The following is a 19,914-nucleotide window of genomic DNA, read 5'->3' as shown; positions in this document are numbered from 1 at the left end:
AGCCAGTGGTACGCGCAAATGTAATGGAATGTTGTGGGAAACCATAATCACGCATCAGCGATACAAAGCCGGGGTATGGCAGGCTGAATCGCTCTTTAGACTACCGAACCTAAATGAGAGTAATTGTAATTTAGACTCGGATCACTGCCCATGTCACTGCCCACCCCGCACCGTCACACGCTGCATACCACTCTGGCACCGATGTTCGGCTTTCTTGCTGCCGGCAGCGTCGCGCCAACGGCCTGGGCCGATGCGCCCACCGCCGCGCCTGACGATTCGGTGGTGAGCCTGCCGCAAATCAAGGTCGACGGCGAAGAAACCACGTCCGCCTTCAAAGTCGACCGGGTGACCTCGGCGAAAATCAGCCAGCCGCTGCTCGACGCGCCACAAAGCGTGACCATCGTGCCGCAGCAAGTGCTTAAAGAGCAGAACGCGCAAACCCTGCAGGAAGTGTTGCGCAACGTGCCGGGCATCACCTTCATGTCCGGTGAGGGCAACCTGGGCTGGGGCGATCTGTTTTCGATTCGCGGCTTTTCGTCCGAGCAAAGCCTGACCGTCGACGGCGTGCGCGACGCCGGCATGTCCACGCGCACCGACACCTTCAACCTGCAACAGGCCGAAGTGTTCAAGGGCACCGGTTCCATTGAGTCCGGGGTTTCGGCGGTGGGCGGCAGCGTCAACCTGGTGAGTAAAGAAGCGCACTTGGGTGACGCCAACAAAGTCTCCGCCGGGATCGGCACCGACAGCTACCGACGCCTCACCGCCGACATCAACAAACAGCTGACCGACACCACCGCCGTACGCATCAACCTGATGAAGCACTACAACCAGGTAGCCGACCGCGACGACGTGGACTACGACCGCTGGGGCATTGCCACCTCCTTCGGCTTCGGCCTGGGCACCGACACGCGGTTCTTCGTCGACACCTTCTATCAAAAAGACACCAACACCCCGGACGGCGGCGTGCCGATCCAGCGTGGCACCGACGGCCATCGCATGCCGGGTGTGAAACGTTCCAACGGGTACGGCGATTCGAGCCTGTATACGCAGCAAAACGAAACCACCGCGCTGACCGCACGCTTCGAGCATGACTTTGACTGGAACGAGGCCAACCTGCGCAACCAGACGCGTTGGGAGCGCAGCGATAACTTCGCGGTGCTGTCCCCGGCGCGTTTTTTCGCCGCCGACGCCGATGGCAAAAAAACCTGTACCGGCACGCGCTGTGCGACGTTGGGCTACACGGGTGTAGGCCCGCTCAGCCAAGTGCCGGGCAGCACGGTAAATGCCTACACCGACTACGTGAACAACAGCAACACCGGCTACGGCATTCTGCGTGGCAGCGATTTCGGGCTGTCCAAGCGCTACACCATCCTGGATAACCAAACCGACTTCAGCTTCACGTTCAACACTGCCAGCCTGCAACACGCGGTGGTCAGCGGCCTGGAGTTCTACCACGAGACCTACGGCGGCCTGAAACGCAACGCCGAAGTGCCGGCCGGCGACATGTTCTTCAACATGAACGACCCCAGCCACAGCTTCGCCAGCACTTACGTGACCAAAGGCGAAGGCGACCCGCGCTCGGTGATCGACAACGCCGGCATTTACCTGGGCGACACCGTCACCCTCAACGAACACTGGCAAGTGCTCGGCTCGTTGCGCTACGACAACTGGCGCGCGCAAACCACACAGCGCGGCCAGGCCACCATCAGCAGCACCGACGGCGCCGTCAGCGGTCGTATCGGCGCGGTGTACAAGCCGTTGCCAAACGCCAGCATCTACGTGTCCTACAGCGAGGCGGCGCAACCGTCGGCGCTGGGCGCGTCCACCAACAACCAGATCTACGGCGCGTCCACCACCAGCAACTACAGCCCGGCCAAGTCGAAAACCTACGAGATGGGCACCAAGTGGGACATTGCCCACGACAGGCTCAATGTTACGGCGGCGATCTTCCGCACCGAACTGGACAACGCCTGGGAATACCAGGACGGCGAATCCGCCCCGGTGCGCGCCCTGCCCGCCAAACGCGTGGACGGCGTCGAACTCGGCCTGCAAGGCAACATCACCCCGCGCTGGACCGCCTACACCGGCTTTTCGGCGCTCAAAAGCACGCAGACCAAAGGCATCAACAAGGGCGCGGAAGCCAAGAACGTCCCCGACCTGACCGCCAACCTGTGGACCACCTACGCCGTCACCGACGCCCTGAGCCTCAGCTACGGCGAGCAATACGTGGGCCGTCGTCGCTACAGCGACAACAAGTATGTCGGCGGTTTGAACAACAACAGCAGCTACGCCAATGGCCCGTCCGGCGTCGATGCGATCTACACCCGCGACCACGAAAAAGCCCCCGGTTACTGGCTGAGTAACGTGGCGGCGCAATACAAGGTCAACAAGGACACCACGGTCAACCTCAACCTCAACAACGTGTTCAACACGTTTTATTACAGCCAGGTCGGCGCATCCCTCGACGGCTTCCAGCTCTACGGCATCCCAGGCGCAGGCCGCACCCTCACCGCCAGTGTCGATTATGAATTCTGATTTTCCCTCACCAGGAGTCCTGTCCATGTTCAAACCCCGCAACGTGCTCAAGCTCGGCGTGCTGTTCGCCGCGCTGGTACTCGGCCATGCCGAAACCGCCGCCGCCCATGAAGTTACCGACGTGCTGGGCCGCAAGGTCGAGGTAAAGGACGACGTTAAACGTGTGGTGCTCGGAGAAGGCCGCTTGATTTCGGCATTTGCCCTGCTCGACAAGGACGCGCCGTTCCAGCGCATCGTTGGCTGGCAGAACGACTTGAAGCTGCTGGACCCGCACACCTACAACGCTTATGTGGCGAAGTTTCCCTCGGTGAAAGACATCCCGTTGATCGGGCAGGCGTCGGAGCAAAGCGTCAGCGCCGAGGAAATTCTCTCGCTCAAACCCGACCTGGCGGTGTTCAGCATTTCGGGCCACGGCCCGACCGAACACAGCGCGGTGGCAGACGTGCTGGCCAAGGCGGGCATCCCGGTGGTGTTTGTCGACTTTCGCATCAACCCGGTCCAGGGCACTCACACCAGCATGAACGCGCTGGGCCAGGCCTTGGGTCGTGAAAGCCAGGCCAACGCCTTCCTGGCGTTCTATGACCAGCACATCAAGGTCATCACCGATGCCGTCGCCACCTTGACCGCTGGCCCACGCCCCAGCGTGTTCCTCGAATTGCTGGCCGGTGCCTGGCAGGCGCCGGGGCACACCACCGGCAAAAGCGGCATGGGTGAAGTGATCAAGCTGGTCGGCGGGCGCAATATCGCCGCCGACGCGGTGCCGGGTGCGCTGGGCGATATCAGCGTCGAGTACGCACTGAAAGCCGATCCGGACGTGTACGTGGCCACCGGCAACCACAAGCCGGGCTTGATCCTGGGCGCAGGCGTGAGCACTGACGAAGCACGTGAGGCGTTTGATCGCGTATTGGCGCGGCCGGAATTCGCCCATCTTCGGGCCATCCGCGAGGGCAATGCCCATGGCCTGTGGCATGACTTCTACAACTCGCCGTACAACTTGCTGGCAATTGAAGCGCTGGCCAAGTGGGTTCACCCGGTGTTGTTCGCCAAGCTCGATCCGCAGACGACTAGGGAGCAAATCAACCAACAGTTCCTGGGCATGCCGTTGCAGGGTGCTTATTGGGTTGACGCCAAAACCAAGTAACACCTATCGCCCTGTTGGAATGCAGTCAGTGTGGGAGCTGGCTTGCCTGCAATAGCAAAGTGTCAGTCACTGAATCAGTCGACTGATACACCGCTATTGCAGGCAAGCCAGCGCCCACATTTGGATTTTCATCGTTTGTTAATGTGTGTGAGCCCAATGACCACTCAAACCCTTGACCTCGCCACTGCCACTCACGGCTACCGCCGCTTGCTGGCACGCCGCGCCTGGCTGCTCGCGCTGTTGGGCACGGCGCTGGTCTGCGCGATGCTGGTGGACCTGGCCAGTGGCCCTTCGGGCATGGGCCTGCTGGCGTTGCTCGACGGCATCCTGCACCCCTCGCACCTGAGCGCCACCGACCAGGTGATCATCTGGAACGTGCGCCTGCCCTATGCACTGATGGCGGTGCTGGTCGGCTGCGCGCTGTCGCTGGCCGGCGCTGAGATGCAGGCGATTTTGAACAACCCGCTGGCCAGTCCATTTACCTTGGGCGTGTCGTCGGCGGCGGCGTTGGGCGCATCACTGGTCATCGTATTTCCGGTGACCACATTGTGGGTGTCGGCCAACACGGCAATTTCCCTCTCGGCCTTTATCTTCGCGGCGGCCTCGGTATTTTTGCTGCAAGCCATGTCGCGCCTACGCGGCGCGGGCGTGGAAAGCCTGGTGTTGTTCGGCATCGCGCTCGTGTTCAGTTGCAATGCGGTCGTGGCCTTGCTGCAACTGGTCGCCACTGAAGATGTCTTGCAGCAACTGGTGTTCTGGACCTTGGGCAGCGTGACCCGGGCCAACTGGGACAAGCTCGGCATCCTCGCACTGGTCGTGGCGGTGGTGATGCCGTTTTCTTTCGCCGCCGCACCGCGCCTGACCCTGCTGCGCATGGGCGAAGACCGCGCGCAAAGCTTTGGCGTGGACGTGAAGCGCCTGCGGTTTTTTTCATTGCTGCGTATCAGCCTGTTGTCAGCCACCGCCGTGGCGTTTGTAGGCACCATCGGTTTTATCGGCCTGGTCGGTCCGCATATCGCGCGGATTCTGGTGGGTGAAGACCAACGCTTCCTGCTGCCCGCCAGCGCCTTGACCGGCGCGTTGCTGCTGGCGCTGTCGTCGATTGCCAGCAAGCTGATCATGCCGGGCGTGATCGTGCCGGTCGGCATCGTCACCGCGCTGGTGGGCGTGCCGATTTTCGTGGTGCTGGTGTTCAAGCGCGGGAGGCAGCTATGAACCTGGGCTTATCGGTGCACAACGCCAACGTCAGTTATGGCCGGCGGCACATCGTGCATGACCTGAGCTTGCCTACCCTGCCCCACGGCAGCCTGACTGCGCTGATCGGCCCGAATGGCGCGGGCAAATCCACCTTGCTGCGCGCTGTGGCCGGGTTGGAAAAGATGCAAGGCGTGGTAAGGCTCGGCGACCTGGACCTGTCGGCCATGTCCGTGGCCGAGCGTGCGCGCCGCGTCACGTACATGCCGCAAAACCTGCCGCCGGGCCTGAGCCTCAGCGTGATGGAAAGCGTGATCGCCGCACTGCGCGTGGCCCATGTGGAAGGCATTCCCTTGTCCAGCGAGGCCTGTTTGCGTGAAGCGTTTGAGGCGTTGCAGCGCATCGGCATCGCACACCTGGCCGATCAACTACTAAGCACCTTGTCCGGTGGCCAACGCCAATTGGTCAGCCTCGCCCAACTCATCGCACGCCGCCCACAGGTGATGTTGCTCGACGAACCCACCAGCGCCCTCGACCTCAATTACCAGTTGAAGGTCATGGACTGCGTGCGAGGGCTGGTACGCGAACACAACCTGATCGCCGTGGTAGTGCTGCATGACATCAACCTCGCCGCACGGTTTGCCGACCACATTGCCGTGCTGCGCCAGGGCCGCTTGTACGCCAGTGGCGTGGCGGACGAGGTGCTTGACCCGGCGCTGTTTGCCGACGTTTACGGCGTGCGGGTGCGCATTGAACGGTGCTCGCAGCAGTCGTTGCAGGTGCTGGTCGATGGGGCTGTGTAAAATGCTTCTAAGGTTAGACGCAAATGTTTGATTGAATTATTGCCCTTCGATCATCACCTATACCTGCAGGCATTCGCTCATTTGGAGAGCTTCATGATCGACCTGTATTACTGGACTACCCCTAACGGTCACAAAGTTTCACTGTTCCTGGAAGAAGCCGGTTTGCCCTACAAGGTGCACCCGATCAACATCGGCCAGGGCGACCAGTTCAAACCAGACTTCCTGAAGATTGCTCCCAACAACCGTATCCCGGCCATCGTCGACCAAAGCCCGAGCGACGGCGGCGCACCGATTTCACTGTTTGAATCCGGCGCCATCTTGCTGTACCTCGCAGAAAAAACCGGCCAGTTCCTGCCCAAAGACCTGCGCGGTCGCCAGGAGGCATTGCAGTGGCTGTTCTGGCAAATGGGCGGGCTGGGGCCAATGGCCGGGCAAAACCATCATTTCAGCCAGTTCGCACCGGAAAAAATCCCTTACGCGATCAAGCGCTACGTCGATGAAACCGCGCGCCTGTATGGCGTGCTGGACCGGCGCCTGGCGGATCGCCCGTTCGTGGCAGGCGATGACTACAGCATTGCCGATATGGCGATCTACCCGTGGATTGTTTCCCACAAGTGGCAGAGCCAGCGACTGGAGGACTTCCCCCATGTGCAGCGATGGTTCAACAGCATCAAGGAACGGCCAGCGACGGTTCGGGCGTATGAGCTGGTGCAGAAAGTGAACCCACCCAAAGCCTGATCTGAAGTCTTACTCGGTCAAAATGTGGGAGCGGGCTTGCTCGCGAATGCGGTGGTTCAGTCAGACCTTCGTTGACTGACACACCGCATTCGCGAGCAAGCCCGCTCCCACAGTTGATTTGCGCAAGACTCAAACTCCTGCTTGCGTCGTTTCGCCGCGCTCACTAACGTAGCGCCTTTAATGACGCTACCCCCCGCAGGAGCTTTGCCATGGCCTCGCCAGCCCTCTCACATTTTCTTCCCCGGTTCGGCGTTGCCGCGGCAGTGGCCAGTGCATTAAGCCTGGCCGGTTGCCAGCTCCAGAGCACCCAGGACACCCTGCCACCCGTTGCCGGCGTGCAGCCGATCAAAGGCCTGGCCCAGAATGTCTCGGTACGCCGCAATGCCCAAGGCATGCCGCTGATCGAAAGCAACACCTTCCATGACGCGCTGTTCAGCCTCGGTTACGTGCACGCCAGCGACCGCATCACCCAGATGGTCACATTGCGCCTGCTGGCCCAGGGCCGTCTGGCGGAAATGTCCGGGCCAGAAGTGCTGGATGTCGACCGCTTCATGCGCGCGGTCAACCTGAAAAAAAGCGCCGGCGAGCTGTACAACGCTTCGTCGCCGCGCCTCAAGCGCTTCTTTGAAGTGTATGCGCGGGGCGTCAACGCCTACCTGTTCCGCTACCGCGACAAGCTACCGCCGGACCTCGCCCAGACCGGCTACAAGCCCGAGTACTGGAAACCGGAAGATTCGGCGCTGTTGTTCTGCCTGTTGAATTTCAGCGAATCGAGCAACCTGCAAGAAGAGCTCTCCTCGTTGGTGCTGGCGCAGAAAGTCGGCGTCGACAAGCTCGCCTGGCTCACGCCAAGTGCGCCGGATGAGCCAATCCCGGCGGACGAGGCCGACAAGCTCAAGGGCGTGAACCTGGGCCAGATCACCGGCCTTGCGGGCCTGGAAAGTGTCGGCCAGCAGTTGAGCAGCCTCAACGCCCTGGCGGTCACCACCTCCAGCAACTGGGCCATCGGCCCACAACGCAGCCGCAGCGGCAAAAGCCTGCTGGCCAGCGACCTTGCCGCCCAGCCGCAAGCGCCGTCGCCGTGGAACTACGTGCAGATCCGTGCGCCCAAATACCAGGCAGTCGGCGCCTCGATTGCCGGTCTGCCGACCCTGTTGTCGGGCTTCAACGGCAAAGTCGCGTGGAGCATGAGCGCGGTCAAGGGCGACACCCAGGACCTGTTCCTGGAAAAGGTCAAACGCCAAGGCAACGCGTTGTACTACGAGAACAACGGCAAATGGCTGCCGGCCACCGTGCGCAACGAAACCTACTTCGCCAAAGGCCAGCGGCCACTGCGTGAAGTGGTCTACGAAACTCGCCACGGCGCCCTGCTCAACAGCAGCCAGGCGCTGACCAGCGGTTTCGGCCTGGCCCTGCAAACCGCCGACTTCAAGGACGACAAGAGCCTGGACGCGTTTTTCGACCTGTCCCGTGCGCAAAACGCCGGCAAGGCGTCGGACGCGACCAGGGAAATCCGCGCCATCGCCCTGAACATGATCTTCGCCGACGCCAGCAACATCGGCTGGCAAGTCACCGGCCGCTTCCCCAACCGCCGCGAAGGCCAGGGCTTGCTGCCGTCGCCGGGCTGGGACGCGCGCTTTGACTGGGACGGTTACGCCGACGCGATGCTGCACCCCTACGATCAGGACCCGGCCCAAGGCTGGATCGGCACCGCCAACCAGCGCACCGCGCCACGCGGCTATGGCATGCAGCTGTCCAACTCCTGGGATGCACCGGAGCGCAGCGAACGCCTGGCGCAGCTGGCCAACGCCGGCAAGCATGACAGCCGCAGCATGATCGCCATGCAGTACGACCAGACCACCCTCTTTGCCGCCAAACTCAAGACCATGTTCCAGGCGCCAGGCATGGCCCAACCGCTGAAACAGGCGATTGATGCATTACCGGCGGCTGACGCGGCCAAGGCACGCGAGGCGCTGAATCGCCTGATGGCGTTTGATGGCCGGCTGGCGCCAACGTCTGCCGACGCGGCGATCTACGAGCTGTTCCTGCAGGAAAGCACCAAGCAGATCTTCCTCGACGAACTCGGCCCGGAAAACAGCGCCAGCTGGAAAGCCTTTATCAGCAACGCCAACCTGTCCTACTCCGCCAGCGCCGACCACCTGCTGGGCCGCGAAGACAGCCCGTTCTGGGACGACGTGCGCACGGCGCAAAAAGAAGACAAACCGGCGATCCTGGCCCGCAGCCTGGCCGCCGCGATCACGGCCGGCGACAGCCAATTGGGCGGCGACCACAAGGCCTGGCAGTGGGGCAAGCTGCACACCACCACGTGGAAAAACACCAACGGCCAGGTGATTCGCGGGCCGTTCGCCAGCGGCGGCGACCACAACACCCTGAACCCGGCGCCCTACCGCTGGGGCCAGGACTTCACCACCACCCAGGTGCCGGCGCTGCGCATGATTGTCGACTTCGGCCAGATCGAACCGATGATGGGCCAGGGCGGCATTGGCCAGTCCGGCAACCCGGCCAGCCCGAATTATGCGAACGGCATCGACCCGTCGCTCAAGGCGCAATACCTGAGCTTCCCGATGCAGCCGCAGAACTTTGACAAGGTGTACGGCAAGACCCGGTTGACCCTGACGCCTGGCAAGTAACCCGGTTTCTCACTGAAGAAACCGGATCAAAAATGTGGGAGCGGGCTTGCTCGCGAAGGCGGTCGATCAGTCACTCAATAGTTGGCTGAACCACCGCCTTCGCGAGCAAGCCCGCTCCCACATTGACCTTATGCATTCCGATAGAACTTCTCGCCCCACCGTCCCCTCATACCTGATAAGCCCATCGCCCCCGGCACGCCCATGGACCTTGTCATCGCCCGGCCCGAAGGCCTCTACTGCCCCGCCGGAGATTTTTATATCGACCCATGGCGGCCGGTGGAGCGCTCGGTCATCACCCACGCCCACGGCGACCACGCCCGCACCGGCAACCAGCACTACCTGGCCGCCGCGCCCGGTGAAGGCATCTTGCGCTCGCGCCTGGGCCAGGACATCAACCTGCAAACCCTGGCCTATGGCGAACAACTCGTGCACCACGGTGTGACCCTGAGTTTTCACCCTGCCGGGCACGTGCTGGGTTCAGCCCAGGTGCGGCTGGAATACCAGGGCGAAGTCTGGGTCGCCTCCGGCGACTACAAAGTCGAGCCCGACGGCACCTGCGCGCCCTTCGAACCGGTGCGTTGCCACACCTTTATTACCGAATCCACGTTCGGCCTGCCGATCTACCGCTGGCAGCCTCAGGCGCAGATCTTCGCCGGGATCAATGACTGGTGGCAGGCCAACATCGCCGCCGGCAAGGCCAGCGTGTTGTTCTGTTATTCGTTCGGCAAGGCCCAGCGCATCCTGCATGGCATCGACGCCAGCATTGGCCCGATCCTCAGCCATGGCGCGGTCGAGCCCTTGAACCGGGTGTACCGCGAAGCCGGCATCTACATCCCCGAAACCCTTTATGCCGGCGACTTCAAAAAGACCGACCCGTTGCTGCGCCAAGCGCTGATCATCGCCCCGCCGTCCGCAGGCGGAAGCAGTTGGATCAAGCGTTTCGGCGACTACAGCGACGCGTTCGCCAGCGGCTGGATGCGCCTGCGCGGTACGCGGCGGCGCCGCGGGGTGGACCGCGGCTTTGTGCTCTCGGACCACGCCGATTGGCCGGGGCTGTTGTGGGCCATCGAGCAAACCGGCGCCGAGCGGGTGATGGTCACCCACGGTTCTGTCGGCGTTCTGGTGCGTCACCTGCGGGAAAAAGGCCTGGATGCCCAGGGTTTCACTACCGAATACGGCGATGACGAAGAGGAGGCCAGCGCATGAAAGCCTTCGCCGAGTTGTACGCCAACCTCGACGCCACCACGTCCAGCAATGCCAAGCTCGCCGCGTTGCAGGCGTATTTTCGCCAAGCCCCGCCCGACGATGCAGCGTGGGCGGTGTACTTCCTGTCCGGCGGGCGACCTCGGCAACTGGTGCCCACCCGTTTACTGCGCGACATGGCCACCCAAGCCTCGGGCATCGAGCCATGGCTGTTCGAAGAGAGCTACCAATCGGTCGGCGATTTGGCCGAGACCATTTCCCTGCTGTTACCCGAATCCACCTACACCTCGCAAGATGGCCTGGCGGTGTGGCTCGAAGAAAAGCTGCTGCCCCTGCGTGGTTTGCCGCCTCTGGAACTCGCCGAACGCCTGCCCGCGCTGTGGGCCCAACTGGATCAGCCGAGCCTGATGGTCTGCATCAAGTTGATCACCGGCAGCTTTCGCGTCGGCGTGTCCAAACTGCTGGTCACCCGCGCCCTCGCCGCGATGGCCGACCTCGACAGCAAGCGCGTGGCGCAACGCCTGGTGGGCTACACCGACCTGTCCAATCGCCCTACGCCTGAAGGCTACCTCAAGCTGATCGCTGCCGAATCGTCCGACGAACACGCGCAACGCGGCGGGCAACCGTATCCGTTTTTTCTGGCCCATGGGTTGTCGCAGCCGGTGGAGCAGTTCGACGCCCTGCTCGGCTCCCCCGCCGACTGGCAGGTGGAATGGAAGTGGGACGGCATTCGCGCGCAGCTGGTCAAGCGTGAAGGCCGGCTGTGGGTCTGGTCGCGGGGCGAGGAGCTGGTCACCGAGCGTTTTCCCGAACTGCACAGCCTAGTCAGCGGCTTGCCGGATGGCACGGTGATCGACGGCGAAATCGTGGTGTGGAAGGACGCGGTGCAACCTTTCGCCCTGCTGCAACAGCGGATCGGCCGCAAGACCCTGAGCAAAAAGGTGCTTGAGGATGCTCCGGTCGCCGTCCTCGCCTACGACCTGCTGGAGTTTGAGGGCGACGATTGGCGCAATCACACCCAGGCCGAACGCCGCACCCAACTCGAGCAGGTGATTGCTCAGTGCAACCAGCCTGTGCTGCTGCCATCGCCTTCGCTGACGGGGACCTCTTGGGCAGACCTTGCGCACCAACGCGAGGCGTCGCGCCAGTTGGGCGTGGAAGGCATGATGCTCAAGGCCAAGGACGGGCTGTACGGCGTGGGCCGCACCAAGGACATGGGCGTGTGGTGGAAATGGAAAGTCGACCCGTTCAGCGTCGACGCGGTGTTGATCTACGCCCAACGTGGCCATGGTCGTCGCGCCAGCCTGTACAGCGACTACACCTTTGCAGTGTGGGATGGCCCGCCCGGCACCGAACGCACGCTGGTACCGTTTGCCAAAGCCTATTCCGGCCTGACCGACGAGGAAATGCGCAAGGTCGACGCGATTGTGCGCAAAACCACGGTGGAGAAATTCGGGCCGGTCAGCAGCGTGACGCCGAGCATGGTGTTTGAGCTGGGCTTTGAGGGCATTGCCCTGTCCAAGCGCCACAAGAGCGGGATTGCGGTGCGGTTTCCCAGAATGTTGCGGTGGCGCCAGGATAAGGCGGTGGACGAGGCGGACAACCTGGCCACGCTGCAGGACCTGCTGACCTGAACTAGGTCCTCCTGTGGGAGCGGGCTTGCTCGCGAATACGGTAGGCCAGTGACAGAGGAATTGACTGACCCGCCGCATTCGCGAGCAAGCCCGCACCAACGTTTTAATTCGCGTCAAGATCCAAAATGGTGCACTGAAAAATCAATGCCCATTTTCGGGCATCTCCTACACTCTCAACTCCCTTATCCCACCTTTTAAAACAGTCATTCGGAACTATGGTGCAGAAATTGCTACTTGTGATCCGTCTGACACCGTTCAGTAACAGTCCTAAACGCGCCACAAGCGCTTATCTTGGTTTCCAGGGATTACATAATGAAAAAAGCATTGCTGACCCTTTCTGCACTGGCTCTGTGCATGGCTGCTGGTGTTGCCACAGCCAAGGAATACAAGGAATTGCGTTTTGGTGTCGATCCTTCCTACGCGCCGTTCGAATCCAAGGCCGCTGACGGCAGCCTGGTAGGCTTCGATATCGACCTGGGCAATGCGATCTGCGCCGAGCTGAAGGTCAAGTGCAAGTGGGTTGAAAGTGACTTCGACGGCATGATTCCGGGCCTCAACGCCAACAAGTTCGACGGCGTGATTTCCTCGATGACCGTGACCGAAGCCCGTGAAAAGGCGATCGACTTCTCTAACGAGCTGTTCTCCGGCCCGACGTCCCTGGTGTTCAAAAAGGGCGCGAACTTCTCCACGCCTGAGTCCCTCAAGGGCAAAACCGTGGGCTACGAGCAAGGCACCATCCAGGAAGCCTACGCCAAGGCGGTGCTGGACAAAGCCGGTGTGACCACCAAGGCCTACGCCAACCAGGACCAGGTGTATGCGGACCTGACGTCCGGTCGTCTCGACGCCTCGGTGCAAGACATGCTGCAAGCCGAACTGGGCTTTTTGAAGTCGCCGGCAGGCGCTGACTACGAAGTCAGCAAGGCCATCGACGACCCATTGCTGCCATCCAAAACGGCGGTCGGTATCAAAAAAGGTAACAAAGACCTCAAGGCCTTGCTCGATAAAGGTATCAAAGCGTTACACGATGATGGCACCTACGCCACCATCCAGAAGAAACACTTCGGCGATCTGAACCTGTACAGCGGTAAATAACACCCTGGCGCCCACCTGTTTCAGGTGGGCGCTTTTTTATCGCCATAGGTCCTGAATTCATGTTTGAAGATCTTTTACAAACCCTGGGGCTGAGTGCCTTCAGTTTGAAGGGGTTCGGCCCGCTGTTGCTGCAAGGTACGTGGATGACGGTGAAACTGTCGGTCGCCTCCCTGGCCGTCAGCGTCCTGCTCGGCTTGCTCGGCGCCAGCGCTAAACTGTCCAGCGTCAGCCTGATCCGCGTCCCCGCCCAGCTCTACACCACCTTGATTCGCGGCGTGCCCGACCTGGTGCTGATGTTGCTGATTTTCTACAGCCTGCAAATCTGGCTGACCGGTTTTACCGACTTTATGGAATGGGACTACATCGAGATCGACCCATTCAGCGCCGGGGTTATCACCCTGGGCTTCATCTACGGTGCCTACTTCACCGAGACCTTTCGCGGTGCGATCCTCGCCGTGCCGCGGGGCCAGCTGGAAGCGGCGACCGCCTACGGGCTCACGCGCGGGCAGCGGTTTCGCTTCGTGACCTTCCCGCAGATGATGCGCTTTGCCCTGCCAGGCATCGGCAACAACTGGATGGTGATGCTCAAGGCCACGGCGCTGGTGTCGATCATCGGCCTGGCGGACCTGGTCAAGGCGGCTCAAGACGCCGGCAAGAGCACCTACCAACTGTTTTACTTCCTGGTCATCGCCGCGTTGATCTACCTGCTGATCACCAGCGCGTCCAATGTCGTCCTGCGCTGGCTTGAGCGCCGCTACTCCGCTGGGTCCCGGGAGGCCGTGCGATGATCGAACTTCTGCAGCAATACTGGCGGCCCTTCCTTTATAGCGACGGCCAGCACATCACCGGGCTGGCAATGACCCTGTGGCTGCTCAGCGCGGCGCTGGTGATTGGCTTTGTGGTGTCGATCCCGCTGTCCATCGCCCGCGTGTCGCGCAAACGCTACATCCGCTGGCCGGTGCAGTTTTACACGTACCTGTTTCGTGGCACGCCGCTCTATATCCAGCTGCTGATCTGCTACACCGGGATCTACAGCATTGCGGCCGTACGGGCGCAACCGGTGCTGGATGCGTTCTTTCGGGATGCGATGAACTGCACCATCCTCGCCTTCGCCCTGAACACCTGCGCCTACACCACCGAGATTTTCGCCGGGGCAATCCGTAGCATGGCGCATGGTGAAGTCGAGGCGGCCAAGGCTTACGGCCTCACAGGCTGGAAGCTGTATGCCTACGTCATCATGCCGTCGGCCCTACGCCGCTCGCTGCCGTACTACAGCAACGAAGTGATCCTGATGCTGCACTCGACCACCGTGGCGTTCACCGCGACGGTGCCGGACATTCTCAAGGTGGCCCGGGACGCCAACTCGGCCACGTACATGACCTTTCAATCATTCGGCATCGCTGCGCTGATCTACCTGACCGTGACCTTTGCGCTGGTCGGGCTGTTTCGTCTGGCGGAGCGCCGCTGGCTGGCCTTTCTCGGGCCGAGTCATTAAGGAGTTGTCATGCGTCATCAGGTACATGATCTGATCGCGCCGGTGCCAGGCACGGCGCGGCAGATTCACAGTTTCCACTTCGGCCCGGAACAGGCTGAAGGCAAGGTCTACATCCAGTCATCGCTGCATGCCGACGAACTGCCGGGCATGCTGGTGGCCTGGCACCTCAAGGCCCGCCTGGCCGAGTTGGCGGCGGCCGGCAGGCTGCGCAGCGAAATCGTGTTGGTGCCGATTGCCAACCCGGTGGGCCTGGAGCAAGTGTTGATGGATATTCCGCTGGGCCGCTACGAGCTGGAAAGCGGACAGAATTTCAACCGCCGGTTTGTCGACCTCAGTGAAGAGGTCGGTAACCAGGTCGAGTATTTGCTGGGAGATGACGCGCAGCACAACGCCCGATTGATCCGTGCCGCGCTGTCCACTGCCCTCGCCCGGCAAGCGGCCGACACCCAGTTGCAATCCCAACGCCTGGTGCTGCAACGACTGGCCTGCGAGGCCGACATGGTGCTCGACCTGCATTGCGACTTCGAAGCCGTGGCGCACCTGTACACCACGCCCGAGGCCTGGCCGCAGGTGGAGCCGCTGGCACGCTACATCGGCTCGGAAGCCAATTTGCTTGCCACCGACTCCGGCGGGCAGTCCTTCGATGAGTGTTTCACCCTGGTGTGGTGGCAGTTGCAGCAACGCTTCGGCGAGCGCTTCCCGATTCCCATGGGCAGCTTTTCGGTGACCGTCGAGCTGCGCGGCCAGGGCGACGTCAACCATGGCCTGGCCCGCCTCGACTGCCAGGCGATCATCGATTATCTGATCCACTTCGGCGCGATTGAAGGCACCGCCGCTCCATTGCCTGCCTTGCCCTACCCGGCCACCCCACTGGCGGGCGTCGAGCCTGTGACCACGCCAGTTGGCGGTTTGCTGGTATTTAGCGCCCTGCCCGGTGAATACCTGGAAGCCGGGCAATTGATCGCCGAAATCATCGACCCCCTTACTGACCGCGTAACGCCCGTGCACTGTAAAAACGCCGGCCTGCTTTACGCCCGTTCGCTGCGGCGCATGGCCACTGCCGGCATGGTGATCAGCCATGTCGCAGGTCATGAAGCCTACCGCAGCGGCTACCTACTTTCGCCTTGAGGATGCACGCCCCATGTACAAATTGACCGTTGAAGGCCTGCATAAAAGCTATGGCGACAATGAAGTGCTCAAAGGTGTCTCGCTCAAGGCCAAGACCGGTGATGTGATCAGTTTGATCGGCGCCAGCGGTTCGGGCAAAAGCACCTTTTTGCGCTGCATCAACTTTCTGGAAACCCCCAACGACGGCGCGATGACCCTCGACGGCCAGCAAATCCGAATGGTCAGTGACCGCCACGGCATGCGCGTGGCCGACGACGCCGAGCTGCAACGCCTGCGCACGCGGCTGGCGATGGTGTTCCAGCATTTCAACCTGTGGAGCCACATGAGCGTGCTGGAAAACATCACCATGGCCCCGCGCCGGGTGCTGGGTTGCAGCAAGAAGGACGCCGAAGACCGCGCCCGTCGCTACCTGGACAAGGTGGGCTTGCCGGCGCGCGTGGCCGATCAATACCCGGCGTTCCTGTCGGGTGGCCAACAGCAACGCGTGGCCATCGCCCGCGCCCTGGCCATGGAGCCGGAGGTGATGCTGTTCGACGAGCCGACCTCGGCCCTCGACCCGGAGCTGGTCGGTGAAGTATTGAAGGTGATCCAGGGGCTGGCCGAGGAAGGCCGCACCATGATCATGGTCACCCACGAGATGAGCTTTGCGCGCAAGGTGTCGAGCCAGGTGTTGTTCCTGCACAAGGGCCTGGTGGAAGAGCAAGGTGCGCCTGCGGATGTGCTGGGCAATCCGAAGAGCGAGCGCCTGCAGCAGTTTTTGAGCGGCAATTTGAAGTAAACCTTTGCGGCGCCTGGAGGGTCTCTGAATGAGAGCCTCCAGAGCGTCAGCCCACCCATGGCAAAACCCCTCGACTTCGCAAAACACTGGTTTGCCGCCAAGGGCTGGAAACCGTTCGCCTTTCAGAAAGAGGTATGGGCGGCGGTCAAGCAGGGTCGGTCAGGCTTGCTGCATGCCAGCACCGGCGCGGGTAAAACCTATGCACTGTGGTTTGCCGCCCTCAATCGCTTCGCCATCACTCGCCCGCCCGCCACCGGCAAACGCAAACCGCCGGCTGAGCCGCTGACCGTGCTGTGGATTACACCCATGCGCGCATTGGCCGCCGACACTGCACGCGCCCTTGAAGCGCCACTGGAGGTCTTGCAGATTCCGTGGAGCATCGGCCTGCGCACCGGCGATACCAGCAGCAGCGAACGCGCCCGCCAAACCCGCCGCCAGCCCACCGCGCTGGTTACCACGCCGGAAAGTCTTACGTTGATGCTGGCGCGTGCCGACAGTGAATCGAGCCTGGCGCACCTGCGCATGGTCATCGTGGATGAATGGCATGAATTGATCGGCAACAAGCGTGGTGTGCAGCTGCAACTGGCGCTGGCGCGCTTGCGGCGGTGGCATCCGGAACTGATGGTGTGGGGAATTTCGGCGACGTTGGGTAATCAGGCTCACGCACTGGAGGTTTTGGTCCCACAAGGTGGCGGGATCAACGTGCAGGGGCAAACGGCCAAAACGCTGCAGGTCGATACCTTGTTGCCGCCCACCACTGAGCGCTTTCCCTGGGCCGGGCATATTGGTTTGAAGATGTTGCCGCAAGTCGTCGCCGAAGTTGATTCCAGCAGCAGTTGCCTGGTGTTTACCAACACACGGGCGCAGTCGGAGATCTGGTACCAGGCGTTGCTCGAGGCGCGCCCGGATTGGGCGGGAGTGATCGCGCTGCACCATGGCTCACTCTCGCGCGAAACGCGCGACTGGGTGGAGCGAGCCTTGAAAGACGGCCAGCTCAAGGCGGTGGTGTGCACCTCCAGCCTGGACCTGGGGGTGGATTTTCTGCCGGTGGAGCGCGTGCTGCAAATCGGCTCGGCCAAAGGCGTGGCGCGCCTGATGCAGCGCGCCGGACGCTCCGGCCACGCGCCAGGGCGGCCGTCCCGGGTGACGCTGGTGCCGACCCACAGCCTGGAACTGGTGGAAGCGGCGGCCGCCCAAGACGCGATCGCCCAACGGCGCATCGAAGCCCGTGAATCGCCTTACAAGCCGCTGGACGTGCTCGTACAGCATTTGGTGAGCATGGCGCTGGGCGGAGGCTTTACGCCGGATGCGCTGCTGGCGGAAGTGCGCGGTGCCTGGGCTTACCGTGACCTCACGCAAGCCGACTGGGCCTGGGCGCTGGGGTTTGTGCGCCATGGCGGATTGTCGCTGACGGCTTACCCGGATTACCGCCGCGTGGAGCCCGACGAGCACGGCGTGTGGCGAGTGCCGGATGCACGCCTGGCGCGGCGCCATCGCATGAGCGTAGGCACCATCGTCAGTGACGCGAGTATCCAGCTGAAATTCTGGAGCAAGGGCGGCGGCGGCAAGAACCTGGGCAGTGTCGAGGAAGGCTTTATCGCACGGCTCAAACCCGGTGATGGTTTCCTGTTTGCCGGGCGTTTGCTGGAGCTGGTGCGCGTGGAAAACATGACGGCTTACGTGCGTCGCAGCACCGCGAAAAAAGCCGCCGTGCCGCGCTGGAATGGCGGGCGCATGCCGCTTTCCAACGAACTGGCGCAGGCGGTGGTCGAACGGTTTGATGCGGCGGCGCACGGGCATTTCGACGGCCCGGAAATGCAGGCGGTGCAACCCTTGCTGCAAACCCAGTTGCGCTGGTCGGGCCTGCCGACTCGCACGCATTTGCTGGCCGAAGCCCTGAAGTCGCGGGAAGGATGGCACGTGTTTCTTTACCCCTTCGCCGGACGCCAAGTGCATCTGGGCCTGGCCAGCCTGCTGGCGTGGCGGGTCAGCCAACAGCAGCCGGTGACCTTTTCAATCGCGGTGAATGATTACGGGCTGGAGCTGTTGAGTGCCACGCCGGTGGATTGGCCATTACTGCTGAACGAAGCGTTATTGAGTCCGCAAAATTTGCTGACCGACGTCATAGCCAGCTTGAATGCCGGGGAATTGGCCCTTAGACGTTTTCGCGAGATCGCGCGCATCGCCGGGCTGGTGTTCGCGGGTTACCCCGGGGCGCCAAAAAGCACGCGGCAGGTTCAGGCCTCCAGCGGGTTGTTTTTTGAAGTGTTCAAGCAATATGACCCGCAGAACCTGCTGCTGACCCAGGCCGGGGAAGAAGTCCTGCGTGACGAGTTGGATATTCGTCGGCTGGAACAGACATTGCGCCATCTGGCCGCGCTGAAACTGGACTTGCACCTGATCGAACGGCCTACACCGCTGGCCTTCCCACTGCTGGTTGAGCGGATGCGCGAGAGCATGAGTTCGGAGAAACTCTCGGAGCGCATTGCACGGATGGTCAAAGACCTGGAAAAAGTCGCTGATAACGGGAAACGCTGATGCATTGTTCGGTAATGCTTGAGGGAGAAGAGCTGTGGTTGCTGGCGGAAAAGGCCGTGTACTGGCCCTCGCGTCGGTGTTTGCTGATTGCCGACGTGCATTTTGGCAAGGCCTCCGCCTACCGCAGCCTTGGGCAACCCGTGCCCCAAGGCACCACGACTGAAAACCTGCAACGCCTGGACCGGCTGTTATCGGCCTTGCCGTGCGAGCAGGTGATCTTTCTCGGTGACTTCCTGCATGGCCCCGGCTCTCACGCCAGCGGCACCCTGAGCGCCTTGAGAGCGTGGCGTGAGCACAATCGCGACCTTGGCCTGACGCTGATTCGTGGCAATCACGACAAACGCGCAGGCGACCCACCGGCCGACTTGGGCATCGAGGTGGTGCCGGAGCCTTTGCTGATGGGGCCGTTCGCCCTGCAACACGAACCAGACGCGCATGCCAGCCACCATGTGCTGGCGGGGCATGTGCACCCGGTCTATCGACTGCGCGGCAGGGGCCGACAGAGCTTGCGCCTGCCGTGCTTTCAGTTCGGGTCGCGGATCAGCCTGTTGCCGGCGTTCGGCGCCTTTACCGGGGGTTATTCAGTGGAGCAGCGCGACGATCAGCAGATCTTTGTAATCGGCGATGAGGACGTATGGCCGGTGTGCTGAACAACCGGCCATGTCTATTGCCCTGAACGATCAGGCGACAGGCGCGGGTGGCGGCTCATCCGGCAGCGTCGGTTCACCAGGCTCGGTGGGCGGTTGCGGCCAATCTTGATCAGGTTGACCAGGGATGCCGCCTGCATACGCAGGGTCGGCCATCAGGGACCAGGCCAGAACACCAATCTGGTTGGGTTCAAGCCGGGCGAGTTCGGCGCTGATTCGCGGGTCGATCTTCATAAAGTACTCCTCAAGCGTGGCTCGGCGCGTTTTGCACGCACCGAGGCAGTACACCCAATAGAGTCACTTCCCGCAGACTAATTCCCTTAACGTGTAAGACCTT

16 protein-coding genes are annotated in these 19,914 nt (G+C 62.0%); 15 read left to right on the top strand and 1 reads right to left on the bottom strand.

What is annotated here, in order from left to right; all coding sequences use genetic code 11:
* Positions 1 to 150: 150 nt before the first annotated feature.
* The 15 genes from AACW30_RS23365 (at position 151) to pdeM (ending at position 19,580) form a co-directional block, all read left to right on the top strand.
* Positions 151 to 2,535, top strand: coding sequence for a TonB-dependent receptor (locus AACW30_RS23365; protein WP_200623543.1), 2,385 nt, complete (start codon positions 151 to 153; stop codon positions 2,533 to 2,535).
* Positions 2,536 to 2,560: 25 nt separating this feature from the next.
* Entirely contained in the window at positions 2,561 to 3,676 is a 1,116-nt protein-coding gene (locus tag AACW30_RS23360) for an ABC transporter substrate-binding protein (protein WP_200623541.1), read from the top strand.
* Between the two features lie 156 nt (positions 3,677 to 3,832).
* Positions 3,833 to 4,891 (top strand): FecCD family ABC transporter permease, encoded by a 1,059-nt coding sequence (locus tag AACW30_RS23355; protein WP_200623539.1) that lies wholly within the window; start codon positions 3,833 to 3,835, stop codon positions 4,889 to 4,891.
* A complete protein-coding gene (locus AACW30_RS23350; protein WP_169368403.1) occupies positions 4,888 to 5,673 on the top strand; it encodes an ABC transporter ATP-binding protein in 786 nt (261 codons plus the stop codon). Before AACW30_RS23355 ends, AACW30_RS23350 begins: the two co-directional genes overlap by 4 nt.
* 93 nt (positions 5,674 to 5,766) lie before the next feature.
* Positions 5,767 to 6,411: a glutathione S-transferase N-terminal domain-containing protein gene (locus tag AACW30_RS23345; protein ID WP_169368401.1), complete on the top strand. Its 645-nt coding sequence runs from the start codon at positions 5,767 to 5,769 to the stop codon at positions 6,409 to 6,411.
* A gap of 209 nt (positions 6,412 to 6,620) precedes the next feature.
* The gene (locus AACW30_RS23340; protein WP_124416623.1) at positions 6,621 to 9,062 is read left to right on the top strand and encodes a penicillin acylase family protein; all 2,442 of its coding nucleotides are present in this window, start codon (positions 6,621 to 6,623) and stop codon (positions 9,060 to 9,062) included.
* 201 nt (positions 9,063 to 9,263) lie between these two features.
* Entirely contained in the window at positions 9,264 to 10,268 is a 1,005-nt protein-coding gene (locus AACW30_RS23335) for a ligase-associated DNA damage response exonuclease (RefSeq protein WP_106577137.1), read from the top strand.
* A complete protein-coding gene (locus AACW30_RS23330; RefSeq protein ID WP_200623538.1) occupies positions 10,265 to 11,899 on the top strand; it encodes an ATP-dependent DNA ligase in 1,635 nt (544 codons plus the stop codon). Before AACW30_RS23335 ends, AACW30_RS23330 begins: the two co-directional genes overlap by 4 nt.
* A 312-nt stretch (positions 11,900 to 12,211) precedes the next feature.
* Positions 12,212 to 12,991: a transporter substrate-binding domain-containing protein gene (locus AACW30_RS23325; protein ID WP_106577139.1), complete on the top strand. Its 780-nt coding sequence runs from the start codon at positions 12,212 to 12,214 to the stop codon at positions 12,989 to 12,991.
* A gap of 59 nt (positions 12,992 to 13,050) precedes the next feature.
* On the top strand, positions 13,051 to 13,779 hold the full coding sequence (locus AACW30_RS23320; protein ID WP_106577140.1) for an ABC transporter permease: 729 nt from the start codon (positions 13,051 to 13,053) through the stop codon (positions 13,777 to 13,779).
* Positions 13,776 to 14,486: an ABC transporter permease gene (locus tag AACW30_RS23315; RefSeq protein ID WP_106577141.1), complete on the top strand. Its 711-nt coding sequence runs from the start codon at positions 13,776 to 13,778 to the stop codon at positions 14,484 to 14,486. The genes AACW30_RS23320 and AACW30_RS23315 overlap by 4 nt, the downstream gene beginning before the upstream one ends.
* Before the next feature lie 9 nt (positions 14,487 to 14,495).
* Positions 14,496 to 15,614: a succinylglutamate desuccinylase/aspartoacylase family protein gene (locus AACW30_RS23310; RefSeq protein WP_169368394.1), complete on the top strand. Its 1,119-nt coding sequence runs from the start codon at positions 14,496 to 14,498 to the stop codon at positions 15,612 to 15,614.
* 13 nt (positions 15,615 to 15,627) lie between these two features.
* Complete coding sequence (locus AACW30_RS23305) at positions 15,628 to 16,392, top strand: ABC transporter ATP-binding protein (protein ID WP_106577143.1); 765 nt, start codon at positions 15,628 to 15,630, stop codon at positions 16,390 to 16,392.
* Positions 16,393 to 16,449: 57 nt separating this feature from the next.
* Positions 16,450 to 18,930, top strand: a complete 2,481-nt coding sequence (locus tag AACW30_RS23300) for a ligase-associated DNA damage response DEXH box helicase (RefSeq protein ID WP_200623537.1) — start codon at positions 16,450 to 16,452, stop codon at positions 18,928 to 18,930.
* Positions 18,930 to 19,580: a ligase-associated DNA damage response endonuclease PdeM gene (gene pdeM / locus AACW30_RS23295; protein ID WP_119738777.1), complete on the top strand. Its 651-nt coding sequence runs from the start codon at positions 18,930 to 18,932 to the stop codon at positions 19,578 to 19,580. Before AACW30_RS23300 ends, pdeM begins: the two co-directional genes overlap by 1 nt.
* A gap of 30 nt (positions 19,581 to 19,610) precedes the next feature.
* Here the strand turns inward: pdeM and AACW30_RS23290 are convergent, their stop codons facing one another.
* Positions 19,611 to 19,811 (bottom strand): hypothetical protein, encoded by a 201-nt coding sequence (locus tag AACW30_RS23290; RefSeq protein ID WP_106577146.1) that lies wholly within the window; start codon positions 19,809 to 19,811, stop codon positions 19,611 to 19,613.
* Positions 19,812 to 19,914 lie beyond the last annotated feature (103 nt).

The sequence above is a fragment of the Pseudomonas sp. MF6747 genome (assembly GCF_963890955.1).
Lineage (GTDB): Bacteria > Pseudomonadota > Gammaproteobacteria > Pseudomonadales > Pseudomonadaceae > Aquipseudomonas.
Note: the sequence above shows the minus strand (reverse complement) of the source record. Positions and strands in the feature narration are given on the sequence as shown.

What these genes read in the sequence shown, in the direction of transcription:
- AACW30_RS23365 (WP_200623543.1), top strand. Translation starts at nt 151, where the DNA reads ATGTCACTGCCCACCCCGCACCGTCACACGCTGCATACCACTCTGGCA.
- AACW30_RS23360 (WP_200623541.1), top strand. Translation starts at nt 2,561, where the DNA reads ATGTTCAAACCCCGCAACGTGCTCAAGCTCGGCGTGCTGTTCGCCGCG.
- AACW30_RS23355 (WP_200623539.1), top strand. Translation starts at nt 3,833, where the DNA reads ATGACCACTCAAACCCTTGACCTCGCCACTGCCACTCACGGCTACCGC.
- AACW30_RS23350 (WP_169368403.1), top strand. Translation starts at nt 4,888, where the DNA reads ATGAACCTGGGCTTATCGGTGCACAACGCCAACGTCAGTTATGGCCGG.
- AACW30_RS23345 (WP_169368401.1), top strand. Translation starts at nt 5,767, where the DNA reads ATGATCGACCTGTATTACTGGACTACCCCTAACGGTCACAAAGTTTCA.
- AACW30_RS23340 (WP_124416623.1), top strand. Translation starts at nt 6,621, where the DNA reads ATGGCCTCGCCAGCCCTCTCACATTTTCTTCCCCGGTTCGGCGTTGCC.
- AACW30_RS23335 (WP_106577137.1), top strand. Translation starts at nt 9,264, where the DNA reads ATGGACCTTGTCATCGCCCGGCCCGAAGGCCTCTACTGCCCCGCCGGA.
- AACW30_RS23330 (WP_200623538.1), top strand. Translation starts at nt 10,265, where the DNA reads ATGAAAGCCTTCGCCGAGTTGTACGCCAACCTCGACGCCACCACGTCC.
- AACW30_RS23325 (WP_106577139.1), top strand. Translation starts at nt 12,212, where the DNA reads ATGAAAAAAGCATTGCTGACCCTTTCTGCACTGGCTCTGTGCATGGCT.
- AACW30_RS23320 (WP_106577140.1), top strand. Translation starts at nt 13,051, where the DNA reads ATGTTTGAAGATCTTTTACAAACCCTGGGGCTGAGTGCCTTCAGTTTG.
- AACW30_RS23315 (WP_106577141.1), top strand. Translation starts at nt 13,776, where the DNA reads ATGATCGAACTTCTGCAGCAATACTGGCGGCCCTTCCTTTATAGCGAC.
- AACW30_RS23310 (WP_169368394.1), top strand. Translation starts at nt 14,496, where the DNA reads ATGCGTCATCAGGTACATGATCTGATCGCGCCGGTGCCAGGCACGGCG.
- AACW30_RS23305 (WP_106577143.1), top strand. Translation starts at nt 15,628, where the DNA reads ATGTACAAATTGACCGTTGAAGGCCTGCATAAAAGCTATGGCGACAAT.
- AACW30_RS23300 (WP_200623537.1), top strand. Translation starts at nt 16,450, where the DNA reads ATGGCAAAACCCCTCGACTTCGCAAAACACTGGTTTGCCGCCAAGGGC.
- pdeM (WP_119738777.1), top strand. Translation starts at nt 18,930, where the DNA reads ATGCATTGTTCGGTAATGCTTGAGGGAGAAGAGCTGTGGTTGCTGGCG.
- AACW30_RS23290 (WP_106577146.1), bottom strand. Translation starts at nt 19,811, where the DNA reads ATGAAGATCGACCCGCGAATCAGCGCCGAACTCGCCCGGCTTGAACCC.